The organism is Acinetobacter sp. CAU_H_56 (genome assembly GCF_058599425.1).
This window is the reverse complement of record NZ_CM178654.1, coordinates 2268493-2290751: the sequence shown is the minus strand read 5'-3', so window position 1 is coordinate 2290751 and position 22259 is coordinate 2268493. Positions and strand designations below refer to the sequence as shown.

At 41.8% G+C, this 22259-nt stretch carries 18 protein-coding genes, 1 tRNA gene and 1 pseudogene; 9 read left to right on the top strand and 11 right to left on the bottom strand.

Translation table 11 applies throughout. The features are described from left to right. Positions 1–117 precede the first annotated feature (117 nt). Both thrH and AC4MCC_RS10875 read left to right on the top strand, forming a co-directional pair. The gene (gene thrH / locus AC4MCC_RS10880) at positions 118–735 is read left to right on the top strand and encodes a bifunctional phosphoserine phosphatase/homoserine phosphotransferase ThrH (RefSeq protein WP_432241978.1); all 618 of its coding nucleotides are present in this window, start codon (positions 118–120) and stop codon (positions 733–735) included. A 133-nt stretch (positions 736–868) separates the two neighbouring features. Further along, complete coding sequence (locus tag AC4MCC_RS10875) at positions 869–2020, top strand: IS4-like element ISAbe18 family transposase (protein ID WP_194088144.1); 1152 nt, start codon at positions 869–871, stop codon at positions 2018–2020. A 63-nt stretch (positions 2021–2083) separates the two neighbouring features. Here the strand turns inward: AC4MCC_RS10875 and AC4MCC_RS10870 are convergent, their stop codons facing one another. The 4 genes from AC4MCC_RS10870 to AC4MCC_RS10855 all read right to left on the bottom strand — a co-directional run bounded on the left by AC4MCC_RS10870 (position 2084) and on the right by AC4MCC_RS10855 (position 6910). Continuing rightward, a complete protein-coding gene (locus tag AC4MCC_RS10870; RefSeq protein ID WP_180002473.1) occupies positions 2084–3301 on the bottom strand; it encodes an OmpP1/FadL family transporter in 1218 nt (405 codons plus the stop codon). 321 nt (positions 3302–3622) lie between these two features. After that, the gene (locus tag AC4MCC_RS10865) at positions 3623–5053 is read right to left on the bottom strand and encodes an outer membrane protein transport protein (protein ID WP_491885266.1); all 1431 of its coding nucleotides are present in this window, start codon (positions 5051–5053) and stop codon (positions 3623–3625) included. 337 nt (positions 5054–5390) lie between these two features. Next, positions 5391–5466 (bottom strand) — tRNA-Arg (locus tag AC4MCC_RS10860). Positions 5467–5557: 91 nt separating this feature from the next. Further along, the gene (locus tag AC4MCC_RS10855; RefSeq protein WP_166139632.1) at positions 5558–6910 is read right to left on the bottom strand and encodes an amino acid permease; all 1353 of its coding nucleotides are present in this window, start codon (positions 6908–6910) and stop codon (positions 5558–5560) included. A gap of 332 nt (positions 6911–7242) precedes the next feature. On the opposite strand from AC4MCC_RS10855, the gene prpF reads away from it, so the two are divergent. After that, positions 7243–8433 carry a 2-methylaconitate cis-trans isomerase PrpF gene (gene prpF, locus AC4MCC_RS10850; protein WP_491885265.1) on the top strand — a complete coding sequence of 397 codons (1191 nt, stop codon included), beginning with the start codon at positions 7243–7245 and terminating at the stop codon, positions 8431–8433. Between the two features lie 228 nt (positions 8434–8661). After that, positions 8662–9570 carry a polyprenyl synthetase family protein gene (locus tag AC4MCC_RS10845; RefSeq protein WP_419363184.1) on the top strand — a complete coding sequence of 303 codons (909 nt, stop codon included), beginning with the start codon at positions 8662–8664 and terminating at the stop codon, positions 9568–9570. Between the two features lie 82 nt (positions 9571–9652). On the opposite strand, the gene AC4MCC_RS10840 is transcribed toward AC4MCC_RS10845, so the two are convergent. From AC4MCC_RS10840 to AC4MCC_RS10815, 6 genes are all read right to left on the bottom strand, one after another. Continuing rightward, positions 9653–10804 (bottom strand): IS4-like element ISAbe18 family transposase, encoded by a 1152-nt coding sequence (locus AC4MCC_RS10840; protein ID WP_194088144.1) that lies wholly within the window; start codon positions 10802–10804, stop codon positions 9653–9655. A gap of 128 nt (positions 10805–10932) precedes the next feature. Further along, entirely contained in the window at positions 10933–12444 is a 1512-nt protein-coding gene (putP, locus tag AC4MCC_RS10835; protein WP_200229996.1) for a sodium/proline symporter PutP, read from the bottom strand. Between the two features lie 213 nt (positions 12445–12657). Further along, complete coding sequence (locus AC4MCC_RS10830; RefSeq protein ID WP_005234507.1) at positions 12658–13509, bottom strand: SPFH domain-containing protein; 852 nt, start codon at positions 13507–13509, stop codon at positions 12658–12660. A gap of 3 nt (positions 13510–13512) precedes the next feature. Further along, on the bottom strand, positions 13513–13995 hold the full coding sequence (locus AC4MCC_RS10825; RefSeq protein WP_004783073.1) for an NfeD family protein: 483 nt from the start codon (positions 13993–13995) through the stop codon (positions 13513–13515). Between the two features lie 101 nt (positions 13996–14096). Continuing rightward, positions 14097–15014 (bottom strand): patatin-like phospholipase family protein, encoded by a 918-nt coding sequence (locus tag AC4MCC_RS10820; protein WP_491885264.1) that lies wholly within the window; start codon positions 15012–15014, stop codon positions 14097–14099. Positions 15015–15078: 64 nt separating this feature from the next. After that, the gene (locus tag AC4MCC_RS10815) at positions 15079–15708 is read right to left on the bottom strand and encodes a 1-acyl-sn-glycerol-3-phosphate acyltransferase (protein WP_180131566.1); all 630 of its coding nucleotides are present in this window, start codon (positions 15706–15708) and stop codon (positions 15079–15081) included. A gap of 133 nt (positions 15709–15841) precedes the next feature. On the opposite strand from AC4MCC_RS10815, the gene AC4MCC_RS10810 reads away from it, so the two are divergent. The 3 genes and pseudogenes from AC4MCC_RS10810 to AC4MCC_RS10800 all read left to right on the top strand — a co-directional run bounded on the left by AC4MCC_RS10810 (position 15842) and on the right by AC4MCC_RS10800 (position 19216). After that, positions 15842–17083: an MFS transporter gene (locus AC4MCC_RS10810; protein WP_491885263.1), complete on the top strand. Its 1242-nt coding sequence runs from the start codon at positions 15842–15844 to the stop codon at positions 17081–17083. Between the two features lie 136 nt (positions 17084–17219). Then, on the top strand, positions 17220–18377 hold the full coding sequence (locus tag AC4MCC_RS10805) for a porin (protein WP_491885262.1): 1158 nt from the start codon (positions 17220–17222) through the stop codon (positions 18375–18377). 137 nt (positions 18378–18514) lie between these two features. Next, a pseudogene (locus AC4MCC_RS10800) lies at positions 18515–19216 on the top strand (HAD family hydrolase). Here the strand turns inward: AC4MCC_RS10800 and AC4MCC_RS10795 are convergent. Continuing rightward, positions 19213–19890, bottom strand: coding sequence for a DUF421 domain-containing protein (locus AC4MCC_RS10795; RefSeq protein WP_491885261.1), 678 nt, complete (start codon positions 19888–19890; stop codon positions 19213–19215). The pseudogene AC4MCC_RS10800 and the gene AC4MCC_RS10795 sit on opposite strands and share 4 nt — an antisense overlap. Positions 19891–20368: 478 nt before the next feature. On the opposite strand from AC4MCC_RS10795, the gene AC4MCC_RS10790 reads away from it, so the two are divergent. Further along, positions 20369–21055, top strand: a complete 687-nt coding sequence (locus AC4MCC_RS10790; RefSeq protein ID WP_491885854.1) for a carbonic anhydrase — start codon at positions 20369–20371, stop codon at positions 21053–21055. A gap of 143 nt (positions 21056–21198) precedes the next feature. Beyond that, a complete protein-coding gene (locus AC4MCC_RS10785; RefSeq protein ID WP_491885853.1) occupies positions 21199–22242 on the top strand; it encodes a molecular chaperone DnaJ in 1044 nt (347 codons plus the stop codon). Positions 22243–22259: the final 17 nt, after the last annotated feature.

Below are 22259 nucleotides of genomic sequence, written 5' to 3'. Positions count from 1 at the left end.
TTATCACTAAAAAATAAATACTTATGAAAAAAACAGATTTAAAAAAGAACAGTGCAAAATCTTTTTCTTCAGCTATGATAGGGCAAAATTTTTTCAATACAACTGAGGGGATGCTTCATGGAAGTCGTATGTCTAGATCTAGAGGGCGTTTTGGTTCCAGAAATCTGGATCAATTTCGCTAAAAAAACAGGTATTAAAGAGCTCGAAGCAACGACACGTGATATTCCTGACTATGATGTGTTGATGACCCAGCGTTTGAATATTTTAAAACAGCATGGTTTAGGTTTAAATGATATTCAGGCTGTGATTGCGGATATGGGGCCATTTGAAGGCGCCAAGGAATTTGTAGAATGGGTAAGTACTCATTTTCAGCTGATTATTCTGTCTGACACTTTCTATGAATTTGCTCATCCTCTAATGAAGCAACTAGGCTGGCCAACGATTTTCTGTCATAAGCTGGAAACTGATGAAGAGGGCATGATCACTGCTTATAAACTTCGTCAGCCGGACCAAAAACGTCAAGCCGTAAAAGCATTACATGGCTTGAACTTCCGTGTGATTGCAGCCGGTGATTCATATAACGATACCACGATGCTAGGTGAAGCAGATCATGGCTTCCTGTTCGATGCGCCAGCGAATGTGATTGCAGAATTCCCGCAATTCCCGCCAATTCATGGTTATGACGCATTGAAAGAAGCAATCCGTAACGCATCAGTACGTAATATTCCAGCTTAATTTTTAAGTTTGAAATAAAAAAAGGCACCAAAGGGTCACTGCTGTCCCATAGTTTGCTTTAAATAAAAAAACCTGAGTCCTAACAGTTAAAATATGAGTGCAAACAAACACTTTAACGACCAGGATTCAGGTTTTGTCACATCAGAATACCGTATTTCATGAGCTAATTAAACCTGTTGTGCGACAGGATTTTGAACAACTTGCTAAAGTACACCATGTTGGACAGAAATTTAGAGCAGCTTCCCGGTGGGATCAGTTTATTGCCATATTGATGTCTCAATTCTCTTGTAGGCAAAGTCTGAGAGATATTCAATCCAATTTGGAGTGCCAACAGGAAAAGCTAAGTCATCTCGGAGCAAAGTCTATTCCCCGAAGCACGCTGGCACGAATCAATGAGCAGCAGCCTGCTGCCTTGTATCAACAGCTATTTTACAAGTTGCTTAAATACTATGACCACTCAAAAGTCGCTCATAAATTTCGCTTTAAGAATCCCTTGTATTCCTTGGATGCCAGTCATATTGACCTGTCGCTTTCCTTATGTGAATGGGCCAAAGTTCACGACTCAAAAGCCAGCATGAAACTCAGTATAGGATTGAATCACAGCAATGATATTCCTGAGTTTGTTGCAGTTGAAAATGGCAAAGAAAATGACATGGTACAAGGCCGCAAATTCCAGTTTCCTGCTGGCAGCATTGTAGTTTTTGATAAAGGCTATGTCGATTACCAATGGTATGCAAATCTGACTGCTCAAAACATTGGATTTGTCACACGTTTTAGGCCTAAATCTGTGTATCAGGTGATCCAGCAACATCCAGTGCTTGAATCCAAAGGTATTCTAAAAGATGAAACCATTCAGCTGAATAGCGCACATGCCCTAAAAAGAAAAGCCCCAGTGTTAAGAAGAATTGAATATAGAGATCAGCAAAGTGGCAAGCACTTTAGCTTTCTCAGCAATAACTTTCATTTAGCCGCCTCCACCATTGCGGCGATTTATAAAGATCGTTGGAAAGTTGAGCTGTTCTTTAAGGCGATTAAGCAGAATCTCAAATTAAAAGCGTTTCTAGGCCGCAGCAGGAACGCAATTCAGACACAAATCTGGATTGCGATGATCGCCTATTTATTGGTGAGTTTCGCTCAACATTTAGGAAAAACAGGTTGGACAGTTCAACGTTTACTCAGAATAATTCAAGTGAATTTGTTTGAAAGAAGAACTTTAAAAGCTTTATTTTCACCCGATAAAATACCCATAAAACAAGAGGAAGCTCATTTGAGCTTCCTCTTGTGAAAAATTGTGGGACAGCAATGACCAAAGGGTGCCTTTTTTTATTAGAGTAAAACTCTTTATTGCTTAGAAACGGTAGCCGATTTTTAGGCCATAACCCATGGCATGGTTGTCTTCAAAATCACCTACAATAGTACCGCCAGTTTGTGCTTGGGCATCGCCTAACCAGAAATATTTTACGCCAGCCTGAATAAAGTAATTCTCAGCAGGGCTATATTGAGCACCTAAGCCTACATTCCAGTAACCTTCAGTTGGACCTAAAGTCGTTACAGGGTTGCCTGCACCTGAGTCATAACCTACAGAAGCTGAACCTGACCATTTATTATTGAATTTGCGACCTACACCGACTGTTGCTGACCATTGATCATTAGAGTAATCGATCAGATTTTGTGCTTTTCCTTTTGCCAAGGCTGAAGCTTGAGCGAGTAAAGATGGTGTCACAGCAAATTGGTCCCAATGAACCCAACGAAGATTTGCAAAAGCAATAGTATTTTGAGCGATACCTGACTGTAGATCAATATTTACCGACTGAGGTGTAACCGCCTCAACAGTGCTTTCTCTTTCACCTAAAGTCGCCAATAATGGTTTTGCTGGACTTAAAGGATGACCTGCATCAGGAAGTTGTTGTCCTAAAAGAGCTAAATCAGACTGTTCAGAAGATTTTGCTTTATGCTTAATTTCTGAACGATAGGTAACAGAAGCTTTTAATGCAATTTCAGGAATTTGATAAGCAAATCCAGCAAGCCATCCAAAGGCTTCTTCTTGTTTAAGCTGAATGTTATAGCCACTTAATAAAGAATAAGCACCCCCCCGTAATTTAATATCAGCCTCAACAGTTTGCCACACTGGACCAGCATAGAAATTCCAGTTTTCTGTAGGTTGATAACCAATGAGGGCAGTTAAATTATGTGTGTCAACATCAACTGATGTACCTTCTACACCATTACCAAAAGAACCAGCAGTTTCAGCGTATGTTGCATCTGCTCCAAAAGGTTGATCATAGATCAAGCCTAAAGAAATTTTGTCTGTTGCTTGAACTTTAATTGCAGCAGAGGGGAAATAGTAATCTTCCCCCATGTCGTTAATTTTTTCACCTTCAAAAGCAGATACTTTAGATGTCCCTTTCACAGTTGGATCAAGAACAGAAATTCCTGCTTCTGCATAGTTACCAGGTTGTAAAAAAGCCTGAATAGACTGGCCTGAACGGTCTAAACCGGCAGCGAACACGAGAGAAGTAGGCAGGCTAGAAAGAAGAATAGCGATAGAGATTGGCTTAAGCTTCATGGCTCATCCTTGACAATGTTGCATAAATATTAATAAAAGTTGTGGAAAAGTAACACAAATTTAAAAAGAGTAAATGCTCCACTTCGTCCAAGAAATGAACTATGGCGGTTATAAAAAATGATTGCTTAGAGTATTTATACTATATTTCTTTGATTAACTTAATGAAAATAAACAAATAATAATTTTTATTAAAATATATTCAAAACTGAATTTAGGCAAAATTTGATTGGTGATAAAAGCATCGAATAGTATACAGGTGTATAAAAATATAATTGGGATAATAAAAACCACCCGAAGGTGGTCTTTATTAACTATCAGGAATTAGAAACGGTAGCCGATTTTCAGACCGTATGCCCATGCATCGTTATCTTCGAATTCAGCAACATATTCAGGACCACCGGCTTGTGCACCTGTTTGTGCTTTTGCATCACCTAACATGAAGTATTTTACACCACCAGCAATGAAAGTGGCTGGTGTTGGGCTGTATTGAAGACCTAGGCCAACATTCCAGTAACCTTCAGTTGGACCAAGTGTAGATACAGGGTTGCCTGCACCAGAATCCCAACCTACTGATACGTTACCAGCCCATAGGTCATTAAACTTGCGACCTACACCTACAGTTGCTGAAATTTGGTCATCTTCATATTCAACCAGATTAAAGCCATCTGGACGACCTACTAGAGGGCCTACAGCTTCACTTACATTGCCAAATTGGTAAGGGCGAATAGAAAAGTTTGACCAGTCTACCCAGCGTACATTAGCGAAAGCTACAGTATTTGCCATTACACCTGTTTGGAAATCCAAGTTTACAGATTGAGGTGTAGTAATTTTAGTTTTGCCTGAATCATCTAAAGTAGCAAGCTGGGCAGGAGAAACACCTAAACCACCTAATACAGTTGTTAGTAAAGGGAAGTTTAAAAGTGATAAGTCTTCAGAAGCTGAAACATCATGGTCAATTTCTGAACGATAAGTTACAGAAGCTTTTAAAGCAATATCTGGGATTTGGAAGGCTAAACCTGCTAACCAGCCTGTACCACTTGTTTCTTTAAATGTCGCATCATAACCATTGAAAAGACTATATGCTTGACCGCGTAAGCTTAGATTCCCTTTAACGGTTTGATAGACACCACCACCGTAGATATTCCAGTTTTCAGTCGGTTGGTAACCAAAAACTAAAGATAGGTTTTGAGTATCTACTTCAACTTTAGTATTGCCTTCGCCTAAGAAATTATTACCTGCAGCCAAAGCTCCAGACAATTGTTGGAATTCAGCGCTATTTCTAACTTGTGCTTCAGCACCTGCTAGAGTTTGCTCATTTACTGGCGCTCCTAGAGCTTCAAGAGCTTCAACTGCTCTAGCACGTACAATATTATTTATTGCACCAGTTGATAAAATAGTGTCTGTACCTGGGTTTGAAGTAAAGACATTGGTACCTTGGTATTCTGCATCAGCGCCATATGGTTGGTCATATAAAATACCGACTGAGAATTTTTCAGTAGGTTGGAATTTTAAGGCTGCGCTTGGGAAATAGTAATCACCAGCCATATCTTCGATATTACGGCGTGTTTCACTTGTACCAGCTTCTTTACCAGATACATCTGGATCTAGGACTGAAATACCTGCTTCAAAATAATTACCTGGTTGCAGGAAGGCCGCCATTGATTGGCCTGAACGATCTAGTGCTGCTGCAAATGCGCCTGTCATAGGCACAGTTGCAAGAATCATTGCAGTAGTTAATGTTTTTAATTTCATTTACGTCTTTCCTTGAGGTACAAATTTATATCTAGCGTTGTTGTTTGCACTTATTAAATTCTTGGAGATTTCGGGTATTTATCCGCAATCATTTGTTACTCCATGTGACAAAAATAGCACAATTAAAATAAGAGTAAATGCTCTAGAAAAAACTAATTAGTCTAAAAAAGCACCAAAATAGAGTTTTTGCACCAAAAAATGGCCTTATTTTGAAATAAGTATTTGAAAGTAAAAGAAATAAAATAATGGAGAAAAAATGATTTTTTGTATAAAAAATATTCTAAAAATATGAAGATTAACGCTAATTTTTTGAAGTATAGATCACATTTTGAAAGGGTGGTGCGCCCTGCGGGACTCGAACCCACGTCGGTCGCTTAGGAGGCAACTGCTCTATCCAGTTAAGCTAAGGGCGCGAAAAGAAGGCTATTGTACTGTAAAAAACGCAAAAAAAAAGTTATTGCCGAAGCAATAACTTTAAAAATCATCGATTAAAAGATTTTTTGATTAATTCTTAGGGCGCAGTGCCTTAAACAGAATAAACATGATCACTACCCAGATCGGAAGCATCAGTACTGATTCTTTAAAGCCTTGTGTCCACATGATGTAAAGAATGGTTGCAATGAAAGCTAAAACCAGAATATTACTTGCAGGTGACCACAATGCAGGGAAACTGGTCTTTTGTCCTAACTGCTTCATGCTTTGCATAAACTTGAAGTGGGTCAAGCTAATCATGGCCCAGTTCAGTACCAATGCACCTACCACCACATAAATCAGGTGACTTAAGGCATCTTCAGGAACAAAGTAGTTTAGAAGTACACAGCCGAAAATCAGCAGGGCAGAGAACAAAACTGCAGGAATTGGAACGCCTTGTTTGTTCACAGTCTTGAAGATTTTAGGGGCATTACCTTGCTGTGCCAGACCATAAAGCATACGGCTATTAGCATACATACCACTGTTATAAACAGAGAGTGCCGCTGTCAGGATGATGAAGTTCAGCAGATGTGCTGCCCAGTCAATCCCCAGCTGGCTGAAGATCATTACAAACGGGCTTTTATCCAGACCGCCAAGCTCTAACTGGTTCCAAGGTACCAAAGACAACAGAATCGTCAATGCACCTACATAGAACACCAGAATACGGAATACAACCTGATTAATCGCTTTTGGAATAGTTTTTTCTGGATTTTCAGCTTCTGCTGCTGCCATTCCGATCAATTCAATTCCACCGAAGGCAAACATCAGGAAGGCCAGCATATAGAATAGACCTTCGAAACCATTCGGGAAGAAGCCGCCCGCTGTCCAAAGGTTACTGAAAGAAGCCCCTGAAGATGCATCAGCGGTCAGGATCAGATAGAGACCAAAGACAATCATGGAAACGACCGCAGTCACTTTCACAATGGATAGCCAGAATTCTGATTCACCGTAGAATTTCACATTGCCGAGATTGACCAGCGTAATTACGATGAAGAAAAACAGGACTGAGGTCCAGGCTGGAATATGAGGCCACCAGTAATTAATATATTTTGCAACGGCGGTGAGCTCGGTCATAGCCACCAGGATATATAAGATCCAGTAGTTCCAACCCGCAAGGAAACCAGGGAATTTACCCCAATATTTATAAGCAAAATGGCTGAATGAACCTGCTACAGGTTCATGAACAATCATCTCACCCAATTGACGCATGATTAAGAATGCAATTAAGCCACCAATGGCATAGCCAAGAATAATAGAAGGGCCCGCAGATTGGATCACCTGTGCGGAACCTAAGAATAAGCCTGTGCCAATTGCACCGCCCATGGCGATCAACTGAATATGACGGTTCTTTAAGCCACGCTGAAGTTGTGAAGACTCGTTATTCAAAGTGTTCAGCCCGACAATGTAAGAAATAGGTATAAAGATTGTAATGGAACAAAGATAAGAAGCCTAGAGCGCCCGTCTGGATGAAATATTATTATCGTATTTATAAAAAAAAATTATAAAAATAAATAGAATAAAAGATATGTGAATCAATATATTAATTTTATTGAAAATGTAACTGATGAGTTTGCTGTTTTTTTAACTCGACACAAATGCTGTTTTTTTATACTTAGGTCGGGCAAGGCAGCTACTTGGCTTTAAACCGATTATACTCGTCTCACAAATATTCAATAATTTTGATCAGAATAAAGACAAGCCAGAGGAAGAAAGTATTCATGAGTTTCGCTGCCCAAATCAAAATCCCAGCCACTTACATGCGCGGAGGTACCAGTAAGGGGGTGTTCTTTAAACTGGACGATTTACCTGTTGCTGCACAGCAGGCAGGTCGAATTCGGGATCAGCTATTATTAAGAGTGATCGGCAGCCCGGATCCATATGGCAAACAGATTGATGGTATGGGCGGTGCCAGTTCAAGTACCAGCAAAACCGTGATTTTGTCTAAAAGCCAGCAGGAAAATCATGATGTGGATTATCTGTTTGGACAGGTATCTATTGATCGACCTTTTGTAGACTGGAGTGGTAATTGTGGCAATCTGACTGCTGCAGTTGGGGCATTTGCGATTTCCAATGGTCTGGTCGATCCTGCACGTATTCCTGAAAATGGGTTGTGTACGGTGCGAATCTGGCAGGCGAATATTCAGAAAACCATTATTGCCCATGTACCGATGCAGAATGGTCAGGTTCAGGAACTAGGCGATTTTGAGCTGGATGGCGTAACTTTCCCAGCAGCCGAAGTACAGATTGAATTTCTGGATCCTGCCGATGATGATGCCGAGGGCGGTTCAATGTTTCCGACCAGAAATTTAACCGATACGCTGGAAGTACCGAATATTGGCAGCTTTGAAGTGACGATGATTAATGCCGGGATCCCGACAGTTTTCTTAAAGGCAGAAGATCTAGGCTATAACGGTACCGAGTTACAGGACCATATCAATAATGATGCAGCTGCCTTGGTGAAGTTTGAAACTATCCGAGCCTATGCTGCTCAACAGATGGGTCTGATTCAGGACATTAGTGAAGCTGTTACACGTCAGCATACGCCAAAGATCGCCTTTGTGGCTCAGCCAAAGACTTATACATCCTCTAGTGGTAAGGAAGTCACTGAAGCAGATAGCGATATTCTGGTCCGTGCCTTATCGATGGGTAAGTTGCATCATGCCATGATGGGGACAGCGGCTGTCGCGATTGGAACCGCTGCTGCAATTCCGGGAACCTTGGTCAATCGTGTTGCAGGTGGCGGGGAGCGTGAATCAGTCCGCTTTGGTCATCCTTCCGGTACCTTAAGAGTGGGTGCGCAAGCAGTGCAGGAAAATGGGGAATGGAAAGTGAAAAAAGCCATTATGAGTCGTAGTGCTCGTGTGCTAATGGAAGGTTGGGTGCGTGTCCCTGAAGATGTTCTCTCTTAAAATTATTCCTTGAGAAAATTAGCCTAAGTAAAACCATCAGTTCTCTGGTGGTTTTTTTATTAAAAAAGATATTTCTGATTTGATTATTTTCAGTCTCTATACAGAATTATGAAACAACATTTGGATTTAAGACTGAAAATTCAAAGCAATTCTAGGTACAATGCCTGATAACAGACAGGCACTTATAAACTGTCATTTTATTATTCTGGCTACGTATTCGAGGCGAATGTGTCATCTATCACTGACGTATCAACCCATGCACTAACTCAAGCACAACAACGGATTCAACACGATTTACTGACTGCTTTGGAAGCCTTTTCCATTCCGGAACCGTTAAAGTCGGCAGTACATCATGCCGTAATGCTAGGAGGAAAGCGGATACGTCCAGCACTCTGTTATGCCACTGCCGCATTAAAACCAAATCAGAATAATGCTGCGGTACGCCGTGCCGCAGTTGCGATCGAGTTTATTCATTGCTATTCGCTAGCCCATGATGATCTGCCATGTATGGACAATGACTTGTTACGTCGTGGTCAGCCAACCTGTCATGCTGCTTTTGGTGAAGATACGGCTCTTCTGGCAGGTGATATTTTGCAATCTATGGCGTTTGAAATTCTGGGTAGTCGTCTATTTGATCAGGGGCCTGCAGTAGAACCAGCGATTGTCTTGAAGCAGATGCAGATTCTGGCGACTGCTTCCTCGAAAATGGTCAATGGTCAGGTACTGGATTTACAGGCCGAAGGCAAAAAAATTGATCAGGAAGCATTGGAAACCATTCACCGAAATAAAACCGGAGCCTTGATCAGTGCAGCGATTATGATGGCAGCGGTGACGATCTTTGAAGGGGCTGATGTGGCCATTCCAAAACTGCGTGAATTCGGGCAAGCGATTGGTCTAGCTTTCCAGGTACAGGACGATATTCTGGATATTATTTCTGATACAGAAGTGCTGGGTAAAACGGCGGGCAAGGATGAACAAGTGGAGAAGTCAACTTATCCTGCATTGATGGGTTTAGAGAAAGCTCAAGACTATGCACAGCAGTTACATGATCAGGCGATGACTGCACTGAATCATTTTGAAGGTCAAGCTGATGACCTGATGCAGATTACCCAGTTCCTGCTAACACGTAAGAGCTGATTTAAATAAATTAATCTTCCTGAAATTAGCTTAAAACGAGCATAAAAAAGAGGACTTAAAGTCATTGCTGTCCCACAATTTTTCACAAGAGGAAGCTCAAATGAGCTTCCTCTTGTTTTATGGGTATTTTATCGGGTGAAAATAAAGCTTTTAAAGTTCTTCTTTCAAACAAATTCACTTGAATTATTCTGAGTAAACGTTGAACTGTCCAACCTGTTTTTCCTAAATGTTGAGCGAAACTCACCAATAAATAGGCGATCATCGCAATCCAGATTTGTGTCTGAATTGCGTTCCTGCTGCGGCCTAGAAACGCTTTTAATTTGAGATTCTGCTTAATCGCCTTAAAGAACAGCTCAACTTTCCAACGATCTTTATAAATCGCCGCAATGGTGGAGGCGGCTAAATGAAAGTTATTGCTGAGAAAGCTAAAGTGCTTGCCACTTTGCTGATCTCTATATTCAATTCTTCTTAACACTGGGGCTTTTCTTTTTAGGGCATGTGCGCTATTCAGCTGAATGGTTTCATCTTTTAGAATACCTTTGGATTCAAGCACTGGATGTTGCTGGATCACCTGATACACAGATTTAGGCCTAAAACGTGTGACAAATCCAATGTTTTGAGCAGTCAGATTTGCATACCATTGGTAATCGACATAGCCTTTATCAAAAACTACAATGCTGCCAGCAGGAAACTGGAATTTGCGGCCTTGTACCATGTCATTTTCTTTGCCATTTTCAACTGCAACAAACTCAGGAATATCATTGCTGTGATTCAATCCTATACTGAGTTTCATGCTGGCTTTTGAGTCGTGAACTTTGGCCCATTCACATAAGGAAAGCGACAGGTCAATATGACTGGCATCCAAGGAATACAAGGGATTCTTAAAGCGAAATTTATGAGCGACTTTTGAGTGGTCATAGTATTTAAGCAACTTGTAAAATAGCTGTTGATACAAGGCAGCAGGCTGCTGCTCATTGATTCGTGCCAGCGTGCTTCGGGGAATAGACTTTGCTCCGAGATGACTTAGCTTTTCCTGTTGGCACTCCAAATTGGATTGAATATCTCTCAGACTTTGCCTACAAGAGAATTGAGACATCAATATGGCAATAAACTGATCCCACCGGGAAGCTGCTCTAAATTTCTGTCCAACATGGTGTACTTTAGCAAGTTGTTCAAAATCCTGTCGCACAACAGGTTTAATTAGCTCATGAAATACGGTATTCTGATGTGACAAAACCTGAATCCTGGTCGTTAAAGTGTTTGTTTGCACTCATATTTTAACTGTTAGGACTCAGGTTTTTTTATTTAAAGTAAACTATGGGACAGCAGTGGACTTAAAGTCCTCTTTTCTTTTATATTAAATTATTTGCTTTCATTATACAGACGTTCTGCCTGTTCAAAGCGTGTGGTAATTTCAGCTGTTGGCGCTTTGCCGAGTAGACTTACAACTACAATCGCAATCCATGAACAGATAAAGCCTGGAATAATTTCATAAATGCCGGCTGGAATAAAACCAAGACCTGTTCCACCAATAGTATTTTTCCACAGAATCACCATGCATGCACCGACAACCATACCTGCCAAAGCACCATTTAAAGTCATACGTTTCCAGAACAGAGACAGAATAATCAATGGACCAAAAGCAGCGCCAAAACCTGCCCAGGCATACGCCACCAGACCCAGTACTTTAGATTCAGGATTACCAGCCATCCAGATTGCCAGTAAAGCAATGAGAAGCACCATCAAACGACCGACCCACACCAGCTCTTTTTGTGAGGCATTTTTACGCAGGAATGATTTATAGAAGTCTTCAGTCAAGGTACTTGAACACACCAGTAACTGACAGCTAAGCGTACTCATCACTGCAGCGAGAATTGCCGCCAGAACCACACCAGCAATCCATGGGTTAAACAGGATTTTAGTTAGTTCCATAAATACGGTTTCAGGATTGGCATTCACCACAGCAGCGAGTTCCGGATGTTGCTGGAAATAGGCAATACCAAAGAAACCTGCGGCCACTGCACCACCCAGACAAAGGGTCATCCAAGTCATCCCGATACGGCGTGCATTCGGAATCGACTTCACTGAATCGGCGGCCATGAAACGCACTAAAATATGCGGCTGACCAAAATAACCCAAACCCCATGCCATTAATGACAGGATCGCGATGGTACTCAGATCACCGACCAAGTTCATGGCCTGTGGACGTGCCGCTTCCAAAGCGAGTGTAACTTGGGACATATCTGAAAAAGTCAGAATGGTTACGATTGGCGTAAGGAGCAGGGCGAAGATCATCAGGGTAGCCTGAATGGTATCGGTCCAGCTAACTGCCAGGAAGCCGCCAATAAACACATAACTGATGGTTGCAATCGCACTGATCCAGAGCGCTGTACTATAAGACATGTCGAACATACTTTCGAACAGCCGCGCACCTGCCACCATGCCTGAAGCACAATAAATTGCAAAGAAAATCAGAATGACGAAGGCGGAAACCACACGCAGTACTTTTTTCTGATCATTAAAACGGTTCGAGAAATAGTCCGGTAGGGTTAGAGCATTGTGCTGGACTTCGGTATGGACCCGTAAACGGCCCGCAACCAGCAGCCAGTTCAGCCAGGCACCGATAATCAGACCAATCGCAATCCACATTTCAGACAGGCCTGAAAGATAAATTGCACCCGGCAAGCCCATCAGCAGCCAGCCACTCATGTCGGAAGCCCCTGCAGAAAGTGCAGTTACGAAACTACCTAAACGTCGGCCCCCTAAGATGTAATCAGAAAAGTTGTTTGTCGCACGGTATGCCATCAGGCCAATCACGACCATGCCGACAATATAAAAAAGAAAGGTAATTAAGGTTGGATTTAGGGAGCTCATACGGTATCCATTTTTAAGTTGGACAGTAGATCGAAACAAGGATTATGACAGATGCGAAAGACTTTAATCCGAAAGTCAGGCAACATCGAATCCAGAGGATTTCAAAAATAAACGCGAAATTTAACCATAAATTCACAATCTTTGCTGAGATTTTCTTATTTTGAAAGAAAATAGGCAACCAGTTGGCTGCCTATTGTGAAGTATCTCTGAAATTTAGTGACGTCCCATCACACCGCGAATGGTATTCAGCACATCGGCAGGCAAGACCACAGTCTTGGCATTTGGAGACTTGGCCATATCCTGCATGGCTTTGACATATTGTTCACCCAACAGATAAGCCACAGGAATTTCCTTATCGCCAATTGCCTGACTCACCATATCAATCGCACGTTGGGAAGATTCTGCCAGTACGACTTGCGCTTCTGCATCACGACGTGATGCTTCCAGACGACCATCAGCTTCCAGAATGGCAGCCTGTTTTTCACCATCAGCTTTAGTCACGGTTGCACGACGTTGACGCTCTGCCGCTGCCTGTTCTTCCATCGCCGTCTGCATGGTCACAGAAGGTTTAATATCCTGAATTTCAACCGTCTTTAAGGTGATACCCCAGTCTGAAATATCATCAGAAATGCTGGACTTTAAACGTGCCTTGATATGATCACGCGAAGATAAGGCATCATCCAGATCCATTTCACCTACGATTGAACGTAGCGAAGTTTGTACCAGGTTCTGAATTGCCCATGAGTAGTTCTCAATCCCGTATACCGCTTTTTCAGGAGTTGTCAGGTTGATATAAGCCACCGCATTCATCAGCAAGACGGCGTTATCGCGGGTAATTACTTCCTGAGAAGGAATATCCAGAACGATATCTTTGGTGGTGACTTTATAAGCCACTTCATCTACGTAAGGAATGACAAAATTCAGGCCAGGATTAAGCGTGGTGTGGTATTTACCCAGACGTTGCACGATCCACTTATAGCCTTGTGGAACAATTCGTACACCTTTAAAAATGGTAATCGCAACAAAGGCCAAGAACGCAATAACAATGATAGTGCCAGCAGACATAATTTATTCACCTTTTTCGTTTTGATATTGAGTGCTGTGGGGCTGTACAACCAGGTCATTTCCCAAGATATCGACAACACGGACACGATCTCCGACTTGGACTTTATCCAGAGCGCGGCAATCCCATTCATCTGAGCCTAAAACAGGCAGCGGAAAACGGACCCGGATCTGATCCTGTTCAAGATCGGTCTGAATCACCATGCCAATTTGGCCAATGGTGGCTTCGCGCGACAGGCCGGCTTTGGTCTTGTCGATAGAAAGCGGCTTGATAAACTTAAACCAGAGCAAGGTACAAAGAACAGACAGGATGATCCAGGTCAGGATCTGGGTGGTCAGTCCCATCATCGGGAACATCCAGTACAGAATGCCGACCATAATGGCACCAATCCCGAACCAGAGGGCAGCAAAAGCGGGCAGGAGTAATTCTGAAAGAATAAGAAGTATTCCCAATACAAACCAGTGCCAAGGTTCAAGAACTAATTCCATATCGTGACCTATATTGCTAAGTATTTAATTAATCATCATCTTTATATGATTTACTTCCAATGTAGCAGATGCTGCAGCAGATGAATATAAAAAATTTCTGATTAAAATTTTGCCGGTCGTGCAGGCTTGAATGCAGCCGGAGACTGCCTAAAATCACTGATGGCTTTTTCAATTGAACGGATTTTCAGTTGCGCGGCTTTTTCACCTTCAAGAATGGTCTCATTGCTGGCTTTTAAATCCAGCGTACCAATATGGCCTACTTTAGGCTGGATCACGATATTGGCCTGACTGAGTTCTTTGTTGATGCTTTGCTGACCCATGATATTAATCGTCTGGTCCAATACACCCCACATGTTGAGCGCCTTATTGCTGTCCGGACGTGCAGAAATATCTACGGCAATAACAATATCAGCTCCCATATCTTTGGCCGTTTTTACCGGAATTGGACTAACCAGACCGCCATCGACATATTTTGTACCGCCAATTACAGCGGGTACAAAGACATTCGGAATGCTGCAAGAGGCACGCACGGCTTGTCCGGCATTGCCTTTAATAAAGTCAGCTTTACGGCCATTGTCCAGGCGGGTTGCCACTGCCGCGAAGCGAATCGGGAACTGTTCAATCGGTTTATTCGCCACATTTTTATTGACGAAATCCTGCAGTTTCTGTCCGGCAATAATCCCTTGACGGTTCAAGGTTAAATCACGAATATCAGATTCCTTAAAGTTCAGGGCAATTTGCTGCAACTGATAAGGAGATTTGCCGCTGGCATACAGGCTACCCACGAAGCTTCCGGCACTGGTTCCAGTAACAATCTTCGGTTTGATGCCATGCGATTCGAGAACTTTGAGTACCCCGATATGGGCAAAGCCTTTGGCACCACCACCACCGAGCGCAATAGCCACCACAGGTTCACGAGCCTGAAGAGGAGTAGAGGTTGTTGGGGTTTTAGTAGCTTTATCACATGCTGCAAGGCTTAAACCTATGCAGCCAATCAGAGCATAACGAGCTAATTTCATTATAAAAAACTGGCGATTAAATCAACAAAATTCAGGCTATCACATCAAAAAAAGCCAGTTTTGCCTAGTCTTTTTTCAAAAGCTTTTGTAACGGCTTGGCGACCCAATCCGGATTTTTGGCCGAAAATTTACCTTCATAATGCTTATAGATCTGTTCCAGATCATATTCATAATCACCTGTCAGGTGATATACACCGAGGATATGAATGGTCTTGATGTCATAGTCAAAGGAAAACATCACAATCGGCAAATTGGCTGCCTTGGCAATATGATAAAAACCACTGCGGATTTTTTCTGGCGCCTTGCGAGAACCTTCCGGTGCCATACCTACCCAGATCCGGTCTGTCTTATTAATCACGTCAACAATTTGTCGGGTGTGACCTTGCGGTGTATCGCGTACTACAGGAACTACACCGATCCATTCCAGAATGGGTTTAAGTGGAGTACGAAACAGGCTGTCTTTACCAAAAATCGTAATCTGAATACCCAAACCAAGTAGGGCATTAAAACCTAGCCAGGCATCGATATTCGAGGTATGCGGAGAAATAATCGCTACTGCTTTAGGCAGGTTAGGGAACTCGCCTTTGAGCTGCCAGCCCTGAGCCAGAAATAGCTGTTTAAACAGGGTTTGGCTCAATTTACCTCCGCGAGAAGGAACTAGGGGAGGAAGTTTGGGGAAACGTGTTGTACTCATCGATGTCTCATCCTGAAACGTATTTTTCTTTATTTTTTATCATATTAGACTGTTGTAAAATCCGGATCATTGGCAAAATGTATAGCGATGATGGATGCTTTTAGCATTTTTACCTTAAGGACCTGCGCTGAATATGCGGAATACTTATATTTTATTGTTTTCCCTATATTGGGCACAGGGGCTTCCGGTCGGGTTTATGACCCATGCCTTGCCGGTCATTCTGCGGGCTGAAGGCGTATCTCTGGCACATATTGGTGGCTTTGGCCTACTCATGCTGCCATGGTCGATTAAAATCTTCTGGGCACCTTTAGTTGATCGCCATGGATCAAAATCTCGAGGTCATTATCGAAGCTGGATTATCCCTTTGCAATGGCTTTCTGTCGTTGTACTGATTGGACTGTCCTTCTTGCCAATTCAGGCCTTAAACCAGCCGTTTTATCTGCTGATCTTTTTTATCACGTTGTTAGTAATGAATGGGATCGGTGCTACTCAGGATATTGCTACGGATGGACTGGCAGTCAATATTCTGAAAAATGAACAGCAACACTGGGGCAATACCTTTCAGGTGATTGGCTCCCGCTTGGGCTTTATTGTTGGAGGCGGGGCAATCCTGTGGTTACTCGACTTTTTGCAATGGCAGATGACCTTTTTGCTACTGGCAGCTCTGGTCTTTCTGAATACTTTACCGGTGTTATGGTTTAAAGAACCAGATCATCAAAAGATGATTTCTTCATCATCTGAGAAATTACCTGCTCGGACTAGAATCAAAGCTTATTTTCAATATTTTTTAGCTGATTCTACCTTGGCGACATGGCTGCTGGTTTTACTGACCCTTAAAGTGGCGGATGGTCTGTCTGGGCCCTTATTAAAGCCTTTGATGGTCGATTTGGGACTGAGTTTTAGTCAGATTGGTATTTATGTCACCATGCTCGGCGCTTTTGCAGCGTTGATTGGCGCAGGGCTAGCAGGCTGGTGTTTGAAATACTGGTCGCGCAGTTGGAGTTTAATGATTTTCTCTATTCTGAAAATACTCAGTCTAATTGCTTATGCCTGGCTGGCTGCACAGTATGAAGCCCAAAACAAAGTGGCAAACTGGATCATTTATCTCATTAATGCTGCCGAGGATATGATATCGGCCATGCTCTTAGTCGTTATGTTGACCTTGGTGATGCAATACAGTCGCAAGCATCTGGCAGGGACTGATTTCACTTTTCAGGTCGCCTTGATGGCTACTATAAGCGGGGGACTTTATAGCCTGAGCGGGCTACTAGGGGACGCTTTAGGTTACCAAAACTATCTAAATTTGATCGTAATCATCGCGATTTTTTGCCTGATTCCTATTTTCCGATGGATGAAAGTAGCAAAAAATATTTAAAATCTCTTATGAATAAATAGGTTAATTGACTCCCCACCTAAAGTATTAAAAAGAATATATAAATATTTTTTTAATAATTTTGTAATATAGGCACCGTGTGTATTATTTGTAACAAAATAAGTTAAAGGATTTTTTAATGAAAACTAAGTTAGCAACAGCAATCGCACTCAGCCTTTTAGCGGGAACTACATTTGCAGCACCAACTTTCTATGGTGAAATCGATCTTTCTCTAGATCATGTACAAGCAGATAATAAAAATGGCGTAGAAGATCGTCATATTACTGACCTGAACTCTAATAACTCATTCTTGGGTTTAAAAGGGGACGAAAAATTAACCGACCGTTTAAGCGCGTTGTACCAAGCTGAATTCACATTTTATAGTGATGAAGGTTCAAATAGCAGCAATGACGTATTCGTACCGCGTAATATTCTCATTGGTTTAAAAGATGAGAAATTAGGTGCGTTAAAAGTCGGTAAGATTGATACGCCTGTAAAACAGCTTTCTGCTGTAGTGGATACTTTCAACAACTATGTAGCAAACAATGCTGACGTAAACGGTATTATGGCAGGTGAAAACCGTATCGATAACGTATTGGTTTATGAAACTCCTGTATTCAATGTTGGCGAAGGTAAAGTTGAAGCAAAACTTCAACTTGCAACTGGTGAAGGTAATGACACAATTAAATCTACTAAAGGCGGTTATACAGTCGCTGGCCGTGGTTTAGGTGACTCTTGGTCTTCTTCAGTCGTTTACTCAGACAAAACTTTTGTCGCAGGTCTGGGTTATGACAAAGCAATTCCATCTCGTTTCTTAGGTCGTGGTTTCCTAAATGCCGACAATACAGCTCCTCGTTTAGGCCAAGATGTTACAGCAAGCCGTAATGTTGTTGCAGAAGCAAATACAGTTCGTGCAATTGGTCGTGTCAACTTAGAGAATGGTCTATCACTTCGTGCATTGTATCAAACTTCTGATATTGAAAATGCTTCTGCTAGTCCAACAGCAAACCAAGCCGCAGCAGCAACTATCGACGATGCGCAAGCATGGTTAATTGGTGCAGAATATAACCTGCCAAATGCTAAAAAATGGACAGTAAAAGGCCAATATAGCTATAGCGATGTGACTTTCAACAATGCAAGTTCAGACTTTGAAGCTAAGCAATTTCTTGCTGGCGTGGACTACGCTTTATCTAAGCAAGTCAAAGTGTACGGTACAGCAGGCTACCTGACTATTGAACAAGGTTCTGACGAAGACAAGCAGTTACTTGTTGGTACAGGCTTCGAATATAAGTTCTAATTTTATAACAAAATAAAAGCGATGCTTCGGCATCGCTTTTTTTATGCCTGAAACAACAAAACTTAGCAATTTTAAGTCTAATCCTGAAAGTTTCCAGCTGTTACCATGACAGAAACCATTCTATTCCTTTTTAAATTATGACCATTCAAGCTGTTCTATTCGATCTTGACAATACCTTGACGCACCGTGACCTGACGACACAGGCCTATAGCCATTATCTGGCAGAGTATTATGCTTCGGCACTAGCATAGGTTGAACTTGAGAAAATTATCGAGATTGTACGACGCATTGATAATGGCGGTTATCCGAAAAAGGAATTGCTCACCCATGGCAGTATTGGTGCTTCAGCCGCATATGCATTGTTGCAGGAATTATCCTGGTTAACTCCACCAGCTCTAGATGAGCTAGCGCAGTTCTGGTTCAACCAGTTTGGCCGTTTTGCCGTAGAGATGCCGCAAGCAGGACAAGTATTAAAACGGCTTAAAACTGAAGGTTATCGCTTGGCCATTGTATCCAATGGAGGACATGAGACCCGATTAAATACCCTTCGCGGTTTAGGTATTGCAGATTATTTTGATGAGATTGTCAGTTCAGGATTGGTCGGCTTTAATAAACCGCAGCCGGAAATTTTCCAGATTACCGCAGAGCGTTTAGGTGTACAACCAAAGCAGTGTCTTTATATTGGTGATCATCCTGTTAATGATGTTCAAGGCGCAACAGCCGCGGGTATGCATGCTTTATGGATGCAAGGTTTCCATCCGGATGCCGGGCATATTCAATACAAAATTCAGCAACTGCCAGAAATCTTTGACCATTTGCAACGACTTAAGCAGCTCTAAGTAATCCGGTGGCTATTCATGGCTTTTGCCCATTGGTGAGAATGGCAGCGTGGACAAGTTTGTTTTGCTTCTTTTAAATGCTGGACTTGACCGCAATAAATACAGGCATAAAGCTCTTCTGGTCTGACTTCTTTGACAATGCAGCAGGATTTAGGGAAAAGCGGGAGCCCATGCCGAACATCATCTGAATGGAAATACAAAATACTAAATTTACCGTCAGTTTCCAGTAAACCTAAACGCACCTGACCCAAATGTTCAATGCCTTGCTGACGCATTTCAGCAAAGAATTCATCATGCGACATTTTGCCTTTTTTAATTTCATCAATGACCAGTAAACCATCTTCCACAATATGAATCGGTTTGCCTTCAAGCAGGTCTTCAAACCATTGAAATTTCATCATGAGCCAAGTAGTCAGACGATACAGGAAAATGATCACTGACATGATCAGCGCCGCCTGAATCAGGGGAAGATCTTCTGTAAACATCGGATCGCCGGCAATAGAACCCAAAGCAAGAATGATAGTGACTTCAAAGATCGAAAGTTGTCGTACTCCGCGCTTACCTGTCAGCCGTAGAAACAGGATAATCATCGCGTACATGACTACACAGCGCAGCAAAATCTCTGTGGCAAATTCCCAGGTCGTATCATTTATAAATATGGTGGCCCAGTCCATTGTTATTATTCCAGATCACTCTTTGTTCCGAGTCTAGCAATCTCGGCTGTTAGTTTGCTGCTGTAATTATGTAAGTTTTTGAATAAAAATAAATTATGTTTTTTGAATATGATTGCTATGAGTGAAAGATATAGCGATTTTAAGAAAATAAGATAGATATTTCATGTAAATATTGATTGATTATTCAACAAATTAAATTTGAACCAGTTTACATTTTACTCTGTGTAACTTTTAAGCAGTACAAATAATATCCTGCTGAAATATATCAAGATAAAATCTGAGCAATTTCCTAGGAATAATAAGAACTATTTAATGATTTGTAATCAAATAACTTGGAACTTATAAATTTCTGTATGTTGTGCCCTGAAAAATATAGCGATTAGATCAAGCTAAAAATCTGTTTTTTAAATTAAAAATATTGATTTTGACTTCCAAGAAAGGATGTGTTGTGAAAAAGATATTCACGCTTTTAACGGTTATGGGCTTAAGTACAGCAGTATTTGCAGATGCAGACTGGAACTATACGCAGCCTGAGCAATGGTCGACTCTAAACCAGAAATATTCAGCCTGTAATGGACTGAACCAGTCACCGATCAATATTGAGCGAACAGTCAAAGCCGAACTGGAACCGCTCAAGTTTAGCTATAACACCATGATTCACGCAATTGAAAATAAAGGTCATACTGTTCAGGTGGACTTTGCCCGAGGTGGAGAGTTGCAGCTGGATGGTGAAACTTTTGTGCTGAAACAGTTTCATCTGCATAGCCCAAGTGAAAACCTGATTAAAGGCAAGAGCTATCCTCTAGAGATTCATTTTGTCCATGCCAATGCTCAAGGGGAACTTGCTGTAGTGGCGATGATGTTTGCGCAGGGTACAGAAAATCCGATGCTAAAACGTATGTGGAATCGCCTGCCGAAAAAGCAAGGTGAAAAAGTTGTCTTGAAGAACCCACAACCTGTAAATGAGATGTTGCCTAAGAATCTGGATTATTACCGCTTTAGTGGATCACTGACAACACCGCCATGTTCTGAAGGCGTGCGCTGGTTGATTCTGAAAGAAATCCAGCAGGCCTCAGAAAAACAGATTTCAGAATTTTCCAAGCTAATGGGCCATCCAAATAACCGTCCAGTGCAGTCCTTAAATGGCCGTGTGGTACTGGAATAATAAAGAGCCGCGTGAAAAAAGCAGACTTAGCTCTGCTTTTTTTAATTCTGATACAAATTTCAATAGCCTAAGGTGAAAAGAACTTTGTAGCGAATGCTGAAAGAATTAATATAGATAAGATTTCCTTGGGTCTTTCTGCTGCCATGCTCTTTGACTTAAAAACCATGATCCAGCCATTCACAGCGCTTTCGCCACAGCAGAAGAAGCTGGATCGTCTGATTGATAAAATCGAACAGCAGAAGCTGGAGTTAAAACAATGGCAACAGGCTGAAGAAGACCTACAGCAATATACGCATAAAACTTTCATGCCGGTCTATCATGAATTACATGGTGTGCTGTTTGAGCAGCTCGAACAGCTCTGGAAGCACTTGCAGGAAACAGATTTTACCAAGGTCGAGTTGGTAGTACTGGATGAGAAGATTCAATACCTGGCAGATTATCTGCAAGATTCTCAGGCGATGTCAGCGCAAGAAGCCAATAAGGTAAATGAAATCTTCACCTATTATCAGCAGCGTGCCGAACATGCCCAATTCAGGAAAAGCCAAAAAAAGACCAATGAACTTGAAAGGTTTTTTAAGAATGAAAATGTCCCAGATCCGGCAGATGCTGAGGGATTTGAAGAATGGGCTTCTGATCATTTTCAGCAAGTCCGCGAGCAGGCCAAACTAAAACGCCGGCAGGAAAAGCAGGAACAGGCAGCCGCAATGGCAGAGCAATCAGTGAAATCGGTATATTTAAAGATTGCTGCAGCGATTCATCCAGATCGTGAAGCGAATGATGTAAAAAAGATTAAAAAAACTGAATTATTGCAGCGTGCCAACGAAGCCTATGCAGAACAGGATTTGTTTGCCTTACTAAAAATGCAGCTTCAGATTGAGCAAGATCGAGATCCTTCGCAAAAGAGTTTAAGTGCAGAGCAAGTAAAGCTATATCAACTGGCTTTGGATGTGCAGAGCCAGAAGTTACAAGAACAGATTGATACCTTAATTCATAGATTGGTCTGGTCATCGAAAACCAGAATTGCAGTCAAAAAGGCAAAGGGTAAGATTCAAATTGCTGATCTGTATAAGCAGATTGATGAAGATACTTCTACTATCAAGCAGCAAATCAAAGTAGAAAAAGAACGCCTGATGTATATCAAAAAGGTGAGTGGATTAGAAATGTTTTTAAGGCATGGGATGCTTTAACTTAATTAGAAGCACTT

What these genes read in the sequence shown, in the direction of transcription:
- AC4MCC_RS10790 (WP_491885854.1), top strand. Translation starts at nt 20,369, where the DNA reads ATGGGCTTAAGTACAGCAGTATTTGCAGATGCAGACTGGAACTATACG.
- AC4MCC_RS10825 (WP_004783073.1), bottom strand. Translation starts at nt 13,995, where the DNA reads ATGGAATTAGTTCTTGAACCTTGGCACTGGTTTGTATTGGGAATACTT.
- AC4MCC_RS10785 (WP_491885853.1), top strand. Translation starts at nt 21,199, where the DNA reads ATGCTCTTTGACTTAAAAACCATGATCCAGCCATTCACAGCGCTTTCG.
- AC4MCC_RS10795 (WP_491885261.1), bottom strand. Translation starts at nt 19,890, where the DNA reads ATGGACTGGGCCACCATATTTATAAATGATACGACCTGGGAATTTGCC.
- putP (WP_200229996.1), bottom strand. Translation starts at nt 12,444, where the DNA reads ATGAGCTCCCTAAATCCAACCTTAATTACCTTTCTTTTTTATATTGTC.
- thrH (WP_432241978.1), top strand. Translation starts at nt 118, where the DNA reads ATGGAAGTCGTATGTCTAGATCTAGAGGGCGTTTTGGTTCCAGAAATC.
- AC4MCC_RS10865 (WP_491885266.1), bottom strand. Translation starts at nt 5,053, where the DNA reads ATGAAATTAAAAACATTAACTACTGCAATGATTCTTGCAACTGTGCCT.
- AC4MCC_RS10820 (WP_491885264.1), bottom strand. Translation starts at nt 15,014, where the DNA reads ATGAAATTAGCTCGTTATGCTCTGATTGGCTGCATAGGTTTAAGCCTT.
- AC4MCC_RS10805 (WP_491885262.1), top strand. Translation starts at nt 17,220, where the DNA reads ATGAAAACTAAGTTAGCAACAGCAATCGCACTCAGCCTTTTAGCGGGA.
- AC4MCC_RS10830 (WP_005234507.1), bottom strand. Translation starts at nt 13,509, where the DNA reads ATGTCTGCTGGCACTATCATTGTTATTGCGTTCTTGGCCTTTGTTGCG.
- AC4MCC_RS10815 (WP_180131566.1), bottom strand. Translation starts at nt 15,708, where the DNA reads ATGAGTACAACACGTTTCCCCAAACTTCCTCCCCTAGTTCCTTCTCGC.
- AC4MCC_RS10870 (WP_180002473.1), bottom strand. Translation starts at nt 3,301, where the DNA reads ATGAAGCTTAAGCCAATCTCTATCGCTATTCTTCTTTCTAGCCTGCCT.
- prpF (WP_491885265.1), top strand. Translation starts at nt 7,243, where the DNA reads ATGAGTTTCGCTGCCCAAATCAAAATCCCAGCCACTTACATGCGCGGA.
- AC4MCC_RS10810 (WP_491885263.1), top strand. Translation starts at nt 15,842, where the DNA reads ATGCGGAATACTTATATTTTATTGTTTTCCCTATATTGGGCACAGGGG.